The 19,072-nt window shown below is 71.1% G+C and carries 6 protein-coding genes; 2 read left to right on the top strand and 4 right to left on the bottom strand.

The features are described from left to right. Positions 1 to 19: 19 nt before the first annotated feature. Positions 20 to 715 carry a S1 family peptidase gene (locus BM362_RS23235; protein WP_067592133.1) on the bottom strand — a complete coding sequence of 232 codons (696 nt, stop codon included), beginning with the start codon at positions 713 to 715 and terminating at the stop codon, positions 20 to 22. A 439-nt stretch (positions 716 to 1,154) separates the two neighbouring features. Here BM362_RS23235 and BM362_RS49210 point away from each other — a divergent pair, with 439 nt between their 5' ends. After that, positions 1,155 to 1,412: a hypothetical protein gene (locus tag BM362_RS49210; RefSeq protein ID WP_244287247.1), complete on the top strand. Its 258-nt coding sequence runs from the start codon at positions 1,155 to 1,157 to the stop codon at positions 1,410 to 1,412. A 322-nt stretch (positions 1,413 to 1,734) separates the two neighbouring features. After that, positions 1,735 to 2,094 (top strand): trypsin-like peptidase domain-containing protein, encoded by a 360-nt coding sequence (locus BM362_RS49205; protein ID WP_244287246.1) that lies wholly within the window; start codon positions 1,735 to 1,737, stop codon positions 2,092 to 2,094. A gap of 318 nt (positions 2,095 to 2,412) precedes the next feature. Here the strand turns inward: BM362_RS49205 and BM362_RS23225 are convergent, their stop codons facing one another. From BM362_RS23225 to BM362_RS23215, 3 genes are all read right to left on the bottom strand, one after another. Beyond that, positions 2,413 to 2,610 carry an MbtH family protein gene (locus BM362_RS23225; protein WP_067584135.1) on the bottom strand — a complete coding sequence of 66 codons (198 nt, stop codon included), beginning with the start codon at positions 2,608 to 2,610 and terminating at the stop codon, positions 2,413 to 2,415. 19 nt (positions 2,611 to 2,629) lie between these two features. Then, positions 2,630 to 3,871: an MFS transporter gene (locus BM362_RS23220; protein ID WP_067584138.1), complete on the bottom strand. Its 1,242-nt coding sequence runs from the start codon at positions 3,869 to 3,871 to the stop codon at positions 2,630 to 2,632. Positions 3,872 to 4,273: 402 nt separating this feature from the next. Next, complete coding sequence (locus BM362_RS23215) at positions 4,274 to 19,072, bottom strand: non-ribosomal peptide synthetase (RefSeq protein ID WP_093574526.1); 14,799 nt, start codon at positions 19,070 to 19,072, stop codon at positions 4,274 to 4,276.

Below are 19,072 nucleotides of genomic sequence, written 5' to 3'. Positions count from 1 at the left end.
AGGGTTTCCTGGTCAGGGTTCAGCTTCCGATCTGCTGCTGGATCCACGACGCGTACTGGGCGATTCCGGTGTAGAGGGTGCTGGTGGCGCATTCGCCGCCGTTGTCGCCGGGGCCGTGGGTTTCGCCGACCAGCGTCCAGTTCCCGGTGGTGCCGACGATCGCGGGACCGCCCGAGTCGCCGTGGCAGGCCGAATGCGAGTAGTCGCCGGAGATGCAGACGTCGCCCGAACCGCCGCCGCCCTCCGCGCAGGCGTTGCTGTCGAGGACCTGAAGGTCGATCTGCTGCAGGGTTTGCGGCGTCTGGCAGTTGGGCCAGCTCGTGCAGCCCCAGCCGAGCAGCCGCGCACCCGTTCCCGGCGACGGGTTGCTCTGCGCCATCGCGACCGGCGCGGACTGGGCGGGCTGGCTCAGGTGCATCATGGTGAGATCGGTGCCCGGATTGGTGGTCACGTTGTCGATCTGGCCGACTTCGCCGGAGTTGATGTCGGTGGACCCGATCCGCGCCTGCGAAGCCTGGCCGCAGTGGTGCGCGGTGATGATCCACTGGGGCGCGACGAGACTCCCGCCGCAGCCGTTGTCCAGGGACACCATGAACGAGTATGTTTCGGTGGCGTCGCTGCCTCCGATGATGGCCGGCTGCGCCGCGACCGCCGGTGCGGCGACCCCGAACAACAGGGCGGCCGCGCCCATCACCGTCAGCATTGTTTTCCGCATCGCTTTCCCTTCCATAGCAGCCAATCCCGCCAATCGCGGGAGTGGAGTTCGGCCGGGATACGGCCGGGGACGACATCGTGGGCGCCGGGCCCGCGACGGAAACCACAGAGTCCCAGGGCCGCCGGAGTCCGAACACCGTCGAAAGGAGGGATACGGCCGGATGCCGAACCGTGCGCGGCGGCACGAACCTCGATTACCGGGATGAACCGAACGCGGAATAACGTGGTCCGGTTCGGCGTCCGCGCTGTTCAACGAGCCGCTAATGACTCGGATGCGGCGACGTTGAGCGGATGGCGGGAGCCACTGAACAGCAACGCCGAACGGGATTCGCGACTTTCGTGGGTATAAGAGATCGTCAAGCGTCCCTAAACTGCGAATTGCGCACGCATTCGCTGACCGCAGTGTGCCATCGTCCTATTCGCAAGAACCGGAGATGCGCATGATCCCAGCACTCAGTCAACGACACGGCGGACAGGGCGTCATCGCCTTCGCCGCGGCGGTTCTGGCCGCTGGATCAGTTCTCGCCGCCGCGGGCGTCGCGACCGCCAGGTCCGCCAGCATCGCGAACTCGCTCGGCGACCGCGCCGCCGGCTCGTTCTACGACCAGGCTGGTTCGCGGCTGACAGTCACCGTCACCGACCAGGTCCGCGCGGCAGGAGCGACGCCGAAGTTCGTGAATACCGCGCGTCCCAGTTGAAAGCCGTCACCGCGGAACTGGCCCGCACGGCGCGCGTCCCCGGCACCGCGTGACGGGTCGACCCGCGGCCCGGACAGGTGCTCGTCACCGCCGATTCGACCGTGACCGGAGCCAACCTCTCCCAGGTGACCAGCGCTGTGCACCGCTTCGGCGACAAGGCCCGTTTCGCGCAGACGAAAGGCACACTGCGCCCGCTGATCAGCGGCGGAGACGCGATCCGGGGCCAGGGCCTGCGCTGCTCGCCAGGCTTCAACGTGCACACCTCAAGCGGCCAGCCCGCGATCCTGACCGCCGGGCACTGCGGCGTGACCACCAACGACTGGTGGGCCGACCAGGCAACTCGCAGCACATCGCCAGCACGTCCGCCGCGAACTTCCCGGGCACCGACTACTCCTACGCCACCTACGACGCCGGCGTCGACGCCCCCGGCACCGTGAACACCGGCCAGCAAATCACCGCAGCGGGCGACGCGACCGTCACCCGCAGCGGCTCGACCACCAGCGTGCACGACGGCCAGGTCACCGCGCTCAACTACCAAGAGGGCAGCGTGAGCAGCCTGATCGACACCACAGTCCGCGCAGAACCCGGCGACAGCGGCAGCTCGCTGTTCGACGAAGCCACCGCAACCTTCTTCCAGCCGGTTCCCGCCGCGCTGAGCGCCTACGGACTGGTTCTGCCGTAGTCTTCCCCCCTTTGTACGGTCCCGCGCGCCGCGCGCACCCAATGCCACAGTGGGGCGCTAGACCGCCGCCCGCGAACCCCACGCAACCCCGCCGCCCCCCACCGCAGCCAGCGCACCCACCCACCCAGGCAGCCACACTCCCCCGCCCCCCGATACGAAGCCAAAAACACGGCGCGGGGGTGCTTGTCAAGGCATCTTTCCCGCCTTGACAAGCACCCCCGCGCCGTAGTCACACTCACCCTTCGGGGTGCCCGCCCCACCACCCGGGCGCAATGTCGCCCCCAGGCGACGAGCCGCCCCCGAACTACCGCCCCCGAACTACTCAGCCGCCATCCGCTCCCGAAGAGAACGAGGCCGCATATCCGTCCACACCTCGTCCACGTGCCGCATGCACTCCTCCCGGCTCCCCCGGGTCCCGTCGGCCCGCCACCCAGCCGGGACCTCCTTGTCCGCAGGCCACAGCGAATACTGCTCCTCGTCATTCACCAAAACCTGAAAAACAGCACTGTCGTCCATCGATTCTCCCTTTCACCATTCACTGACCGGAAGTCTCTTCAAGCTCACGAACCCGAGGCGCGGCAGGCAACCCCCGCAAAGTCCGGCTGAACGTCGTCGCCAAAGTGACCACCGCGATAGAGCCGGTACACGTCAACACAGCAGACACCGCGGGCAACGCCTCGACCAACCACCCGCCCAGCGCGGGCCCGGCGGCAGCGGCCAACCCGCCAGTCACCCCAAGCACTCCCCCGAGCCGCCCCCGCAGTCCGTCCGGGGTGGACAGCAACTGATAAGTAGCAATAGCAGTATTAGCCGCGGGCGGCAAAAACGCAACAGCCGCGAACAACGCCCCCATCACATATCCATTGTGGACGAACACGGCAAGCGGCGTCAGCACGGTCAAGGCCCAGAACACCCCGATGACCAGACCGTACGCGCTAATCCGCCGATGCAGATAAGGCGCGGCCAGCGACCCGAGAATCCCCCCGGCGCCCAACATCGCCGCCATCACGCCGATTTCCCCCGAGGATACCCCCCGCTCAGTGGCCAGCACAATGATCACGAGGTAATAAGCGGAAAAGAACAGGTTCAAACTGACCACGCACAAAACCGTCGCCCGCAACGGCGGCCGGGTCCACACCCACCGAAGTCCCTCGGCGATCTCCCGCCCCAGATGCTTCGGCGGCCTGTCCTCCGCCCGCTCCGGCCGCCGGGGCAACCGCACGAACAGCAACGACACGAACGCGAACACGTGCGCGACCACGTCGAAGAGGAACGGCACCGCCCGGCCCACCGCGAAGAGAAACCCGCCGAGCGCAGTCCCCGACAACTGCCCCGCACTGGTCCGGGCGGCATTCATCGCCACCGCGGAGGGAACCTGCTCTTCAGCCACCAACCGCGGCAGACTGGCCTCCTCGGCCGGCTCGAACAACGCCCGGCTCAACCCCATCACGACGGCCACCACGACGAGCATCCACACCTCCGCGGCACCGCGGTACAACGCGAGCACCAATCCGCCCGCAGCGACCGCCTGCACTGCCTCGCACCCGAGCATGATCCGCTTGCGCGGCCACCGGTCCACCAGCGCCCCCGCGGGCAACCCGGCGACCAGCTGGCTGATCGCGACCGCCCCGAGCACCAGCCCCGACTGCGCGGCCGACCCGGTGAGCGCCAGCACCAGCAGCGGAAAAGCGATGGTGGTCGTGCTGAACCCGGCCTCGGAAACGACCTGGCCGGTCCAGAGAAGCCGATAGTCGCGATTGCCCGCGATCCCGCTCATGCCCCTCCTCCCCCAGCTCCCTCAGGACGAGCCGCAGTGGCGCCCCCAGCGACGGACCCCGGCTGACCGGCCCGCCGTGGCCAGTCGTGGCCGGCTGTCCGGCTCATCCTTCGTCCCTCCGACGGTCAGCGGCAGTGGCGGGCAACGCACCGGGCACGGCGAACCAAGCCTCGGAACAGCCCACAGGGGCAAGCCCGCTCACGCCCCGGCAATCCGCCACAACAGCCCGCACCGCACCCGCCGAACCGGACGCGGCGAACCAAGCCCCGCAACAGCCCACAGCGGCAAACCCGCTCACGCCCCGGCAATCCGCCACAGCGGCCCGCACCGCACCCGCCACACCGGACGCGGCGAACCAAGCCTCGGAACCTGCTTGGCCACGCCCCTTGCCGAGAGACCCGCTCACGCCTCATCACCCCGGCAATCCGCCGCGATAGCCCGCAACGCGTCCGCGAACCCCGCGGCCACCCCGGCCACCGTCTCTCGCGAATGCTGATCCGGCTGGTAGTACCAGGAAAACTCCAACTGTCCCTCCCGCGCCCCGCCGACGACCTCCAGCGCGTGCGGCGAGCGGTTCGCCGGGTCCTGGTCCCGGCCCAGCGGCGGAAGCGAGCGCAGGAACAGCCCGTCGCCCGAGCCGGTGTTCTCGCCCTGGCCCAGGTAGTTGAAGGCGACCCGAGGGGCACCCCGGCCCAGGTCCGGGAACCGGAAGCACCGCAGGACCCCATGCCCGAAACCGTTCCCGGGCACCGCGCGCAACTGCCGCCGGACCGACTTGACCTGGTTTCGCCAGCTCGCGGCCGGATCCACCGCCAAGGCGACCGGGAACAAAGTCGTGAACCAGCCGACCGTCCGGGTCAGGTCGACGTCGTCCAGGATTTCCTCCCGGCCATGGCCTTCGAGGTCGATCGCCACCGCTGACTCGCCGGTCCAGCGCGTGAGCGTCCAGGCCAGCGCGGTCAGCAAGACGTCGTTGATCCGCGTTCGATAGGCACCGGGCGCGAGGTGCAACAGGGCATCGGTGTCACGTTCGCCGACGCGGATCGACACCGATTCCTGCGGTTCGGGGGCCGCACCCTTCCGGTCCGCCGGAATGTCGCAGCCGGGCAGGTCGCGGGCCCAATGCGAGCGTTCGTCGTCCAGCGCACCGGATTCCGCGAACTCCCGCAGGCGGTGTGCCCAGTCCCGGAAGGACGTCGTCTTCGGGCCAAGGTCGGGCTTTTCCCCGGCTTCGATCTGCCGGTAAGCCCGTTCCAGGTCCTCCAGCAGGATGCCCCACGAGACCGCATCGACCACCAAGTGGTGCGCGACCAGGAAAAGGCACGGATGCTCGGCAGCATCCGACACGAGCGCACGCAGGTGCGGAGGCCGGGCCAGATCGAAGCTCGCCTGGGCCTCGCCTGCGGCTCGCTCCAGGTCCACAGTGGACACTCGGCGCAAGACGGACCCGGAGCCGGCCGGGTCGTTGTGCTGGATCCACCCCTCAGCGGTCCGCTCGAAGCGCAACCGCAGCGCGTCGTGGTGAGCCACCAGCGCGTCGACGGCCTGGCGCAGCACTTCTTCGTCGACCGGGCCGTTCAGCTCGATCAGCACGGACTGGTTGAAATGCGCGGGGTTGACCGGCGAAGCATCCAGGAACCACCGCTGGATCGGCGTCAGCGGGACGGCCCCGACCACGGCCTCGCGATCGTCCTCGGCCGCATCGGCGGGCTGGACCGCTTGAGCCAGTTCGGCGACCGTTTGATGGGTGAACAGGTCCTTCGACCGCATCGCCAGCCCAGCCTGCCGGGCGCGGTGCACGACCTGGATGCTGAGCAGCGAATCCCCGCCGAGTTCGAAGAAGTTGTCCGCGGCGCCGACCCGCGGAATTCCCAGCACCTCGGCCCACACGGTCGCCAGCAGTTCCTCCAAGCCGGTGCTCGGGGCGAGGTACCCGGCGGTCCGCAGCGCCGACAGATCCGGCGCGGGCAAGGCAATGCGGTCGATCTTGCCGTTGGGGCTCACCGGAACCGAATCGAGCGGCACGAACACCGACGGGATCAGGTAGTCCGGCAGCGTCTCGCCCAGGAAGGCGCGCAGCTCCGTGGTTTCGCCGACCACATAAGCGACCAACCGCTTGTGCCCGTTGGCTTCCCGAGCCACCACCACGGCCTCGTGAACCGCCGGATGCCGCCGCAGTGCCGACTCGATCTCGCCGAGTTCCACCCGGAATCCGCGGATCTTGACCTGGTCGTCCACCCGCCCGGCGAACTCCAGCTCACCCGAAGCGGTCAGCCGGACCACGTCGCCGGTGCGGTACATCCGCGCCCCGGGCGGGCCGTAGGGATCCGCGACGAACCGGTCGGCGGTCAGGCCGGGCCGGGACAGGTAGCCGCGCGCCAGGCCGACGCTGCGGACGTACAGCTCGCCCGCCGACCCGATCGGCGCCTCGCGCAAGCCAGCGTCGAGCACGCGCACTTCGGTGTTCCGGATCGGCTTGCCGATCGGCACCGTTCCGCCCGGTGCCAGCGGTTCGCTCCACGAGGTCACGACGGTGGACTCGGTAGGCCCGTACGCGTTGACCATCCGCCGCCCGGGCGCCCAGCGGGAGACCAGCTCAGCGGGGCAGACGTCCCCGCCGACGACGACGGTCCGCAGGTCCGGCAGCGCCGTCTCGGGCACGGTCGCCAGCGCGACGGGCGGGAACTGCGCGTGCGTGATCCGGTGCTCCGCCAGCAGATCGGCCAGTTGCGTGCCGAGCAGCGGGCCCTCCGGCGGCACGACGAGCGCGGCGCCGGAGGGCAGGGTCATGCAGAGTTCCGAGACCGACGCGTCGAAGCTGGGCGAGTTGAACGCCAGCACCCGGTCGCCCGGCCGGATCCGGAAATGCTCGATCTCGGCGGCGGCGAAGGACGCCAGGCCCGCGTTCGGCACGACGACGCCCTTGGGCCGCCCGGTCGAACCCGACGTATAGATGACATACGCGGGTTGATCGGGGTCGACGGGGACGTCGAGGTTCGTGTCGGCGTACTGCCCGGCGTCGAGTTCGCCGTCCACGACGAAGACCGGGTCGGCGTCGCGCAGCATGAACTCGATGCGCTCGGCGGGGTAGCCCGGGTCGACCGGCAGGAACGCGGCCCCGGTCTTCGCCACCGCCAGTTCGGCGAGGATAAGCGTGGTCGAGCGCGGCAGCCGGACGGCGACGATCCGTTCCGCCGCGGCACCCCGATCGACCAGCAGGCGCGCCAGCTGGTTCGCCCGCGCGTTCAGTTCGGCGAAGGTGATTTCTCCGGCAGCAGACACCAAAGCCGGAGCGTCGGGCGTCCGTACGGCCTGGGCTTCGAACAGCTGGGCCATCGACGCGGCCGGGACGGCCACCGCGGTGTCGTTCCAGGCCCGCAGCTGGTCCAGCTCGGCTTGCGGCAGCAGCGGCAGGCAAGACATCGGCTGGTCCGGCAGCTCGGCGAGAACGGTCAGCGCGGTCCGCAAGCGATCGGCGAGACGCTCGATCGTCGCGGCGTCGAACAGGCCGGTGGCGTAGTTGATCGCGGCGTGCAGCGACCGGCCGTCCGCCTCGAATTGCACGAGCAGGTCGAAGGTCGCGGTCGTCGCGGGCAGGGCGACCTCCTCGGCGACCAGCGCGCCGCCGCCCGGCCGGTCGCCGGTGTTCTGCAGCACGACCATCGCCTGGAACAGCGGCGTCCGGCTCGGGTCGCGGACTGGCTGAGCGGCGTCCACGACGCGTTCGAACGGCACGTCCTGGTGGGCGAACGCGTCGAGCACCGTGTCGCGCACGCCGCCGAGGAACTCCCGGAACGACCCGCGCGAGTCCACTGTGGACCGCAACACCAGAGTGTTGACGAAGAAGCCGATCAACCCTTCCAGCTCGGCCCGCTCGCGTCCGGCGGCGACGGTGCCGACGGCGACGTCCTCCTGCCCGCACCACCGCGACAGCACGACCTGGAAGGCCGCGACCAGCGTCATGAACAGGGTTCCGTGCTGTGCGCCGGCCAGTTCGCGCAGGTTCGCGGCGACCTCGGAGGGGATGGCGAAGCCGAACCACTCCCCCTCGTTCGCGCGGACGGCGGGACGCGGCCGGTCGGTGGGCAGTTCGAGCGGCGCCAGCCCGGCGAGCCGGTCCCGCCAGTGGCCGAGCTGCTCGTCGAGGTCGGGGCTGTCGAGGAAATCCCGTTGCCAGGCAGCGAAATCCGCGTACTGCACCGGCAGCTCGGGCAGCTGCGGCTCCTCGCCGCGGAGGTAGCCGGAGTAGCAGGTGTCCAGTTCGGCGGCCAGCACCCCGGCCGACCAGCCGTCGGTGACGATGTGGTGCAGCACCAGCAGCAAGACGTGCGCACCGGATTCCTCGCGGAACAACCGGGCGCGCAGCAGCGGTCCGGTGCGCAGGTCGAAGGGCCGGAGTGCTTCGCGCACCAGGGTTTCCTCGTCGAAGTCCTCCACCGGGAGGTCGATCGGCGCGGGCTCGTGGACGATCTGCACGGGGTGGCCTTCGATCGCGTCGAAGGTGGTGCGGAGCGATTCGTGCCGGGCGACGACCGTGTTCAGCGCCTTCCGCAAGGCGGCGATGTCGAGTTCGCCGCGCAAGCGCAACGCGGTGGGAGAAATGTACTCCAGGCCGCCGGGTTCGAATTCGTCCAGGAACCACAAGCGTTGCTGAGCGAACGACAGTGGCAGCGCACCGTCCCGCGCGACCACCGGGATCGCCTCGGGCGCAGCCTGCCCGACCGCGAGTTCCGCGGCGAACTGGCTGAGCGCCGGCGCGGAGAACAGCATCCGCGGCGACACCTCGACGCCGAACTCCGCGCGCACCCGGGAGGTGATCCGCATGCTGAGAATCGAATCGCCGCCCAGTTCGAAAAAGCTGTCGTCGGCGCCCACGCGGTCGATTCCGAGGACGTCGGCCCAGATCGCGGCGAGTCGCTGTTCCTCGGTCGTCCGCGGCGCGACGTACTCGGCGGTTCCGGCGCGGCCGGGTGCGGGCAACGCGCGGCGGTCGAGCTTGCCGTTCCGGGTGAGCGGGAGCGTGTCCAGCGACACGAACGCGGACGGGACCAGGTGCTCCGGCAGCCGTTCTCGCGTCCACTCGCGCAAGCCCCGCGCTTCGCCGACGACGTAGCCGACAAGGCGGCCTTCGCGGGCGATGACGGTGACGTCGGCGACCGCCGGATGCCGGCGCAGCACCGTTTCGATCTCGCCCGGCTCGACGCGGAACCCGCGGATCTTGACCTGGTCGTCGACCCGGCCGAGGTAGTCGAGCGAGCCCTCGGCGGTCCAGCGGACCTGGTCGCCGGTGCGGTACATCCGCTCCCCCGGCGGACCGAAGGGATCCGCGACGAACCGGTCCGCGGTCAGTCCCGGCCGGCCGAGGTAGCCGCGCGCGAGCTGCGGTCCGGCGAGGAACAGTTCGCCGGGCAGGCCGGGCGGCACGGGTTCGCCGGTGTCGCCGAGGACGTACGCGCGGAAGTTGGTCAGCGGACGGCCGATCAGCGGCTGGTCGCCGGTCACCGGCGCGTGGATCGAGTCGACGGTCGCTTCCGTGGGCCCGTAGTAGTTGTGCCCGGCGACGTCCGCGGCGGCCAGCTGCCGCCACAGCGTTTCGGTGGCCGCCTCGCCGCCGGTGATCACCGTGCGCGGCCGGACGTCGCCGGTCGCCAGCCCGGCCTCCAGCAGCTGCTGGAGGTAGGCCGGGGTGAGGTCGAGCAGGTTGAGCCCGTGCGCGCGGACGGCCCGGACCAGAGCGATCGGGTCGAGCCGGGTGTCGTCGTCCAGCACGTGCAGCTCATGGCCGTCGAACATCGCCAGCAGCGGTTCCCACGACGCGTCGAAGGCCAGCGACGCGGTGAGCGCCGCCCGTTCCCGCCCGCGGTCGAGGAAGATCGCGTGGTGCGCGACCAGCAGGTTCACCAGTGCGCGGTGCTCGACGACGACGCCCTTCGGCGTGCCCGTCGAGCCGGAGGTGTAAATGACGTACGCGGCGGTGTCCGCGTCCGGCCGCTTCGAGAGCCGCGCTGGCGGCGCGTAGCTCTCGTCCGGCCTGCCCAGGACGACCACCGGGCGCGCGTCGTCGAGCAGGAAGCGGACGCGTTCCTCCGGCAGGTCCGCGTCGATCGGCAAATACACCGCGCCCGCCTTGAAAATCGCCAGGACCGCGATGACGGCTTCGGCCGACCGCGGCAGCATGACGGCGACCACGCGCTCCGGCCCGGCGCCCCGCTCGATCAGCTCCTCCGCCAGCTGCGTGGCACGGGCGTCGACCTCCGCGTAGTCCAGGACGGTGTCGTGGAAGATCAGCGCGGTCTCGTGCGGCATCCGCGCCACGGTCGCGTCGAACACGTCCAGCACCGTCTCCGCGGGAAGGTCGGCGGTATCGCCGTGTCCCAGAGCCAGCACCTGGTCGCGCTCGCCGGCAGTGAGCAGCGAGAGCGAACCGACGCGACGCTGCGGGTCGTCGACGATCGCGCGCACCAGCTGAGCGAGGTGTCCGGCCAGCCGGTGCGCGGTCGAAGCATCGAACAGCTTCGGGTCGTAGGAAAGTTCGAGCCCGAGCCGGTCGTGGAGATAGGCGGTGAGGTTCAGCGGGTAGCTCGTGGTGTCCAGCGATTCGACGTCCAGCACCCGGACGCCGTCCTGTCCGCTGTCTTCGATCGGATAGTTCTCGAAGACCACCACGCTGTCGAACAACGACGAGCCCGCCGGCACCCCGGTGAAGGTTTGCAGCTGTGCCAGCGCCAGGAAGTCGTGCCGGCGCGCGTCCGCCTGCTCGGCCTGAATCGCGCGCAGCCATTCGGCGGTCGGCTGTCCATTCCGGACTTCCACCCGCGTCGGGACGGTGTTGATGAACATGCCGATCATCACCTCGACGCCGGGCAGCTCGGGCGGCCGTCCGGAAACCGTGGTGCCGAACAAGACGTCCGGCTCGCCGCTGTAGCGCGCGAGCAGCAGCGCCCACGCTCCCTGCACGACCGAGTTGACCGTCAGCGCGGCGGCTTTCGCCATGTCGCGCAGCCCCGCCGACTCCTCGGCGGACAGCTCGACCAGCACCGTCGCCCCGGATTCCGCGCGATGCGCCTCCGTGGGACGGCGGTCGTAGGGCAGCGGCGTCGGTGCGGCGAACCCGTCGAGCACGTCGCGCCAGTGTTCCTCCGCCGCGGCCCGGTCCTGCCCGGCCAGCCAGGCGAGGTAGTCGCGGAACGGCCGTCGCGGCGTCAGTTTCGCCGGCGTGCCTTCGACGATCGCCGTGTACTGCTCGCACACCTCGCCGAAGACCTGGGCGGTGCTCCAGCCGTCGAGCAGGACGTGGTGCGAGGTCCACAGCAGCTGCACCTCGTCGTCGGCGACCCGGGCGATCTCCAGGCGCATCAACGGCGGCGTCGCCAGGTCCATGCCCGCGGCCAGGTCGGCTTCGAGCAGTTTCGCCAGCTCAGCCTGCTGCTCTCCGGGAGCGAGGCCGCGCCAGTCGTGCTGCCCGACCGGCACCCGGACTCCGCGATGGACGCGCTGCACCGGCTCGTCGACACCGTCCCACACCGTGCTGCTGCGCAGGATCGGCGTCCGGTCCACCACGCGCTGCCAGGCCTCGGCCAGCGCGCGCGGGTCCCGGACGCCGGCCAGCCGCAGCCGGAACTGGTCGAAGTACGCGCTCGACCCGGTGTCGACCAGGCTGTGGAAGACCATGCCCGCCTGCAGCGCGGTCAGCGGGTAGATGTCCTCGACCTCGCGGCCGTCCCCGGCCAACCGGTCCACCGTCGTCTGGTCGAGCCGGGCGAGCGGGAAGTCCGACGGCGTGCGGCCGCCCGCCCCGGCGCAGTGCGCGATGATCTCGCGCAGCGCCTCGACGGTTGCCCCGGCCAAGTCGCGGACGGTCGTCTCCTCGTGCACCTCGGCGGAGTATTCCCAGGTCAGGTGCAGTTCGCCGGATTCGACCACGCCGACGACGTCCAGCAGGTACGGACGGATGCTGCCGGGTGCGCAGTCGTGGCCGAGGTTCTCCCCGCGGCCCTGGTACAGCCCGTCCTCGGCGGTTCCGACGTCCCAGCGGCCGTGGTAGTTGAAGGAGATCTGCGGTGTCGGGTCGTTCCGCAGCGGCGACTCGGTGAGGTAGCGCAGTGCTTCGTAGCCGACGCCCTTGTTCGGGATGGCGCGCAGCTGTTCCTTGACCGACTTGAGGATCGCGTCCCAGCCGTCTCCGGGAACGGTCAGCGCGACCGGGTACTGCGCGGTGAACCAGCCGATCGTCCGGGACAGATCGAGCGACGCGGCAATGTCTTCCCGGCCGTGGCCTTCCATTTCGAGCACGACCTGCGACCGGCCGGTCCAGCGCGCCAGCACGCGGGCGACGGCGCTCAACAGGACGTCGTTGACCTCGGTCCGGTACGCGCCGGGCACGTCTTGCAGCAGCGCGGAAGTCTCGGCCCGGCCCAGGGAAACCGACACCGAGCGCGCCGACTCCGCGGTGTTGCGCCCGGAGCGGTCGACCGGGAGCCCGGTCTCGACGCCGCGCAGCGCGCGCTCCCAGTACTCCGCCTCGCCGTCGAGCCCGCCGGAGCGGACGTAGCCGGCGAGCGTCCGAGCCCACTGGGTGAACGAACTGCCCGCCGGTTCCAGCGGTTCGCCCTGATAGGCGTGTTCCAAGTCGCCCAGCAGGACGCGCCAGGACACGCCGTCCATGACGAGGTGGTGCGCGGTGAGGAACAGCTGCGGGGAGCGGTCGCGGAAGGTGAACAGGACCGCGCGCCACACCGGGCCGTTGACGACGTCCAAAGAGGTCTGCGCACGCAGGGCCTCCGCGTGCATCGCGGCCACCACGTCGTCCACTTCGGACAGATCGGCGTGCCGCAGGATGGCCGCCGGTTCCGCGGCAGCAGGTTCTTGCTGCCGGCTTCCGCCCGCTTCGGAGAACCGCATCCGCAGTGCGGCATGGCCAGCGGTGACTTCAGCGATCGCGGCGGTCAGCCGCGGAACGTCCACGCAGGACAGTACAAGGTGGACGGACATGGTCAGCCGCCACGGCGCGGCCAGATGCGCGAACAGCCACGACTGGATCGGCCCGAGCGGTGCGGGTCCGGCCTGCTCCGGCAGCTGCGCGACCGGTCCGCCGGTGCTGACGACGCGGCCCAGTTCGGCGATCGTCTGGTGCTGGAAGAGGTCCTTCGACGACACCGTCAGCCCGGCCTGGCGAGCGCGGGACACCACCTGGATGCTGAGGATCGAGTCGCCGCCGAGGCCGAAGAAGTTGTCCTCGACGCCGACCTGGTCGACGCCGAGCACCGCCGACCAGACCTCGGCGAGCAGGGTCTCGGTCTCGGTACGCGGGGCCGCATAACGGTTTTCGGCTCGCGCGCCGGGCGCGGGCAGGGCTCGGTGGTCGAGCTTCCCGTTCGCGTTGAGCGGCAGTTCGTCCAACGCGACGAACACCGCCGGGATCATGTGCGCGGGCAGCGACCGGGCGAGGAATTCGCGCAGCACCGCGGTTCCCGGCACGGTCCCGGTGAGGTACGCGACCAGCCGCCGGGCGTCGCCGGCACCGTGCGCGACAGCCACCGCGCCGGTCACGTCCGGATGCGCCGACAGGGCCGCCTCGACCTCGCCCGGCTCGATCCGGAAACCGCGGATCTTGACCTGGTGATCGGCCCGGCCCCGGTAGGCGAGTTCGCCGTCCGGGGTCCAGCACAGCAGGTCTCCCGTGCGGTACATCCGGGTGCCCGGCTCGCCGAACGGGTCCGCGACGAACCGGGAGGCGGTCAGGCCGGGCCGGTTCAGGTAGCCGCGCGCCAGTCCCGCGCCCGCGACGTACAGCTCTCCGGCGACCCCGGGCGGCACCGGTTCGAGGCAGGCGTCCAGGACGTAAGCGCGCAGGTCTGGGATCGGCACGCCGACGGTCGCGCGGTCGTCCAGTTCGCGGTACGTCACGTGCACGGTGGTCTCGGTGATGCCGTACATGTTGACCAGCCGCGGGCCGTCGGGATGCCGCCGTCGCCATTCCTCCAGGCGCACCGGGTCCAGTGCCTCGCCCCCGAAGATCACGTACCGCAGGCTCAACGGCGCGGACGGCAGCGAGCCGAGCCGGTAGAACGCCGACGGCGTCTGGTTGAGCACGGTCACCCGCTGTTCGGCCAGCAGGGCCAGGAATTCTTCCGGCGAGCGGACGGTGCCGGACGGGACCACCACGAGGCGGCCGCCGTGCAGCAGCGCGCCCCACAGTTCCCAGACCGAGAAGTCGAAGGCGTAGGAGTGGAAGAGCGTCCAGACGTCCTGGTCGCCGAAGCCGAACCAGTGCTCGGTCGAGGAGAACAGCCGGGTCGCGTTCGCGTGCGGGACGAGCACGCCCTTGGGCACGCCGGTGGAGCCGGAGGTGTAGATGACGTACGCGGTGTTCTCCGGCCGGACTCGCACGCCGGGCTCGGTGTCGGGCTGGTCGTCCGCGGCGACCGTGTCCACGACGCACACCGGCTGCGCGTCGGCGAGCATCGCCTCGATCCGCGCGGGCGGGTAATCCGGGTCGATCGGCAGATAGCCCGCACCGGACTTCAGCACCGCGAGGATCGCGACGACCAGGTCCGGCGAGCGCGGCAGCCGCAGGGCCACCAGGCGTTCCGGCCCGGCGCCCTCGCCGATGAGCCGGTGCGCCAGGCGGTTCGCTCGCCGCTCCAGCTCGCGGTAGGTCAGGTCGATGCCTTCGCAGGTCACCGCGACCGCGTGCGGGGTGCGGGCGGCTTGCGCGGCGAACAGCCGGTGCAGCGTCGGCTCCGGGGGCGCGACGGCGACCGGGTTCCATTCGCGCAGGACGCGGTCGCGCTCGGCGGAGGTGATCCACGGCAGGCGGCCGAGCGGCTGCGCGGGCGTCGCCGCGATTCCGGCCAGCAGGATCCGCAGCCAGCCGCTCAGCCGCTGGACGGTGGCCGCGTCGAACAGGTCGGTGTTGTAGTTGACGACCGCGTCGAGCCGCCCGGCGGTCTGCTGGAAGTGGATCGCCAGGTCGAAGCCGGCGGTCACGATCGGCGGCGCGACCTCCTCGACGGCGAGCCCGGGCAGCGCGGGCCGGGCGTCCGGGGTGTTGTGCAGCACGACCATGACCTGGCACAACGGCGTGCGGCTGGGGTCGCGTTCGGGTTGGACGTCGTCGACGACGCGGTCGAATGGCACGTCCTGGTGCGCGAACGCGTCGAGCACGGTGTCCCGGACTTCGCCGAGGAAGGCGTCGAAACCTCGGTTCAAGTCCACTGTGGACCGCAGGACGAGAGTGTTGGCGAAGAAGCCGATCAGGCCTTCCAGCTCGGTGCGTTCCCGGCCGGACACGACAGTGCCGACCGCGACGTCGTCCTGTCCGGACCACCGCGCGAACAGCAGCTGGCAGGCGGCGAGCAGAGTCATGAACAGCGTACTGCCCTGGTGCCGGGACAGCTCGGCGAGCCGCGCGGTGGTGCCGGCCGGGATGCTGAACTCGTGCAGGGCGCCGTTCTTCGTGCGGACGGCCGGGCGGGGCCGGTCGGTCGGCAGTTCCAGCGGCTCCAGACCGGCGAGGCAGTGCCGCCAGTAGCTGAGCTGACCGTCGAAGTCGGTGCGGTTCCGTTGCCAGACCGCGTAATCGGCGTAGTGCACGGGCAGCGGCGGCAGCCCTGGCTCGTCGCCGCGGGTGAACGCGGTGTAGCAGGCGGCGAGTTCGCTCAGGAGCACGCCGGCGGACCAGCCGTCGGTCACGATGTGGTGGAGCACCAGCGTGAGTACGTGGTCGTCGGGGCCGAGCCGGGTGAGCGCGGCGCGCAGCAGCGGGCCGGTGTGCAGGTCGACCGGGCCGGTCGCGGCGGCCAGCGCGGTGGCGAGATCGCCGTCGGCTATCTGGAGTTCGACGGCGTAGGGCGGGTGGACGATCTGCCCGCCCCGGCCCTCGGCTGTCGCGAAGGTCGTGCGCAGCGATTCGTGCCGGGCGACGAGTGCGGTGAGCGCCTGGTTCAGCGCACGCACGTCCAGGTCGCCGCGCAGCCGCAGCGCCGTCGGCGAGACGTACTCGGTGCTGCCGGGGTCGAATTCGTCGAGGAACCAGAGTCGCTGCTGGGCAAAGGAAAGCGGAGCTTCGAACGGTCCTTCGCCGCGCGGGATCAGCGGGATCGCTTCCTGCGGCGCGGAGGCGGCGGGCAGTCGCGCGGCCAGCAGCGCCGGGGTCGGTGCGGTGAAAACGAGCCGGGCGGGCACGTCGGCGCCCAGTTCGGCGCGCAACCGCGCGACCACGCGGATGCCGAGCAGCGAATCGCCGCCGAGGGCGAAGAAGTCGTCTTCGACGCCGACTCGCTCCAGGCCGAGCACCTCGGCCCAGACGTCGGTCACGAGCCGTTCGCGCTCGTCTCGCGGAGCGAGGTACTGCGCTGACGCGGAAACCTCCGGCTCCGGCAGCGCCCGGCGGTCCAGTTTTCCGTGCCGGGTCAGCGGCAGCCGGTCGAGGCGGACGAACGCCGACGGCACCAGGTGGGCGGGCAACGACTGGGTCAGCGCGGCGCGCAGTTCGGCGGGCTCGGCGTCGCCGACGAGATACGCGACGAGCCTGCCGTCACGCGCGTCGACGGCGGCATCGACCACCTGCGGCTGTGCGCGCAGCGCGGTCTCGACCTCGCCGGGCTCGATCCGGAAGCCGCGGACCTTGACCTGGTCGTCGGTCCGGCCGAGGTGTTCCAGCTGACCCTCGGCGGTCCAGCGGGCGCGGTCGCCGGTCCGGTAGAGGCGGGTTCCCGGCGCGCCGAAGGGGTTCGGCACGAAGCGGTCGGCGCTCAGGCCTGGCCGGCCGAGGTAGCCGCGCGCGAGCTGGGCTCCGGCGAGGCAGAGTTCGCCGGGGACCCCGGCCGGGACGAGGCGGAGCTGTTCGTCGAGAACGTACGCGCCGACGTTCCCCAGCGGGCGGCCGATCGACGGGCGGTCCCCGGTCACCGGAGCCCACGTCGAGTCCACAGTGGACTCGGTCGGGCCGTAGTAGTTTCCGGCGGCCACCCCGGATCCGGCGAGTTCGTGCCACAGGCTCGCCCCGATGGCCTCGCCGCCGACCATGAGGAACCGCGGCCGCTGTTCGCCGTCGAGCAGTCCGGCGGGCAGCAACTGCCGCAGGTAGGACGGGGTCACGTCGAGGAAGCCGATGCGCTCCTCGCGGACATAGCGAGTGAGCGCGGCCGGGTCGAGCCGGGTTTCGTCGCTGATCAGGTGCAGTTCGTGGCCGTCCGCCAGCAGCAGCGGCCCTTCCCACGACGTGTCGAACGACAGCGACGCGGTGAGCGCCGCGCGCACCCGTTCGCGGCCGAACGCGGACCGGTGGTTGGCCAGCAGGTTCGCCAGCGCCGCGTGCTCGACCACGACGCCCTTGGGCGTGCCGGTCGACCCGGAGGTGTGGATCACGTAGGCCGCGTCCGACGGCTTGGGCGCGGGCGGGCGCGGACCGTCGGTGAAGCCGCCGATGCGGTCCAGCACCACCGCCGGCCGGGTGTCGGCCAGCAGCGTCTCGATCCGCTCGGCGGGCAGGCCGGGATCGATCGACTGGTGCACCGCCCCGGCTTTGAGCACGGCGAACAGCGCGACGATCGCGTCGGCCGAGCGCGGGAGCAGCACAGCCACCACCCGGTCCGGCCCCGCGCCCCGGCCGGCGAGATCCGCGGCGAGCACGTCGGTGCGCGCGGCGAGTTCGGCGAAGCTCAGCCGGACGTCGCCGCACACCAGCGCGGTCGCCGCCGGCTGGGTCCTGGCCTGGTGGTCGAGGAGGTCGACGATCGTGCCGTCCGGGACGTCGAGCACCGGGCCGCGCCAGCCGAGCAACCGGGCTTCCTCGGTCCCGGTGGTCAGCGGCAGGTCGGCGATGCGGCGGCCCGGGTCGGCGGCGATCCCGGCCAGCAGCCGCAGCAGGTGGGCGATCAGCCGGTCGATCGTCCCGGCCTCGAACAGTTCGGTGCTGTACTCGACGAGCCCGGCCAGGCGGCCGCCGGATTCTTCGAACTCGACAGTGAGGTCGAAGGTGGCGGAATCCCGTGCCACCCCGGCCGGTTCGGCGGCCAGGTCCGGGAACACCGGCCCGGTCCCGGTGGCGTTGTGCAGCAGCACCATGACGTCGAACAACGGGTTGCGGCCAGGGTCCCGGCCCGCGTGCACCGCGTCGACCACTTCCTCGAACGGAATGTCGTCGTGGGCGAAGGCGTCGAGGACGGTTTGCCGAGCCGCGGCCAGGTGGTCGGCGAACGGAGCCGACCGGTCTACTTCGCAGCGCAGGACGACGGTGTTGACGAAAAACCCGACCACCCGCTCCAGCTCCGGGCGGTCCCGGCCGGAGACGACGGTGCCGAGCGCGATGTCCTCCTGCCCGGTGTAGCGCGCGAACAGCGCCTGGCAGGCCGCGAGCAGCACGGTGAACAACGTGGTTTCCGAGGTGCGCGCCAGGTCCGCGAGCCCGCGCGCCACGTCGGAGGGAACGGCGAACTCGCGCACCGCACCCGCTGTGCCGCGAGCAGCCGGACGCGGCCGGTCGGTCGGCAGGTCGAGCGGGGGCACGCCGGCCAGCTGCCGGGTCCAGTGCTCCAGCCCGGCCGCACGGGTCGGGCGATTGTGCTGCCACACCGCGAAATCCGCGTACTGCAACGGCTGCGGCGGCAGGTCCGCGCGCTCGCCGTCGCGGTAGAGGAGGCCGAGTTCTTCGGTCAGCACGCCCATCGACGCGCCGTCGGTGGCGATGTGGTGCACGCACACCAGCAGCACGTGCTCGGCCGGACCAAGCCGCACGAGCACGGCGCGCAGCAACGGCCCGTGCGAGAGGTCGAAGGGCCGCGAATACTCCGCCTTCAGGACAGCGTCGAGGTCTTCCGGCGCGGCGTCCGCCACTGCAAGCGCCACCTCGTACGGCGGCCGGATGACCTGCCGGGGTTCGCCGCCGGCTTCTTCGAAGGTCGTGCGCAGCGGTTCATGCCGAGCGACCAGCAGCCGCAACGCCGTCGCCAACGCCTCGACGTCCAGCTCACCGGTCAGCCGCAAGGCGAACGCGCTGTTGTACTCGGGATCGTCCGGGCGCAGCTGGCTGAAAAACCACAGCCTGCGTTGCGCGGACGACAAAGGGACTGGACCGGAACGGCCGGCGGCCGCCGGGATCTCCGGCGCGCGGCCGGCCGTTCCGGCCATCCGGCGGCGCAGCGCTTCCTGCAGGTGAGCGGGCAGCGCCGCGATGCGGTCCGCACGGGACGAGGTCAT

It is taken from the genome of Amycolatopsis rubida, assembly GCF_900115345.1.
In the GTDB taxonomy this organism is placed as follows: Bacteria; Actinomycetota; Actinomycetes; order Mycobacteriales; family Pseudonocardiaceae; genus Amycolatopsis; species Amycolatopsis rubida.
The sequence above is the reverse complement of the archived record's forward strand: the minus strand, read 5'-3'. Positions and strand labels throughout refer to the sequence as shown.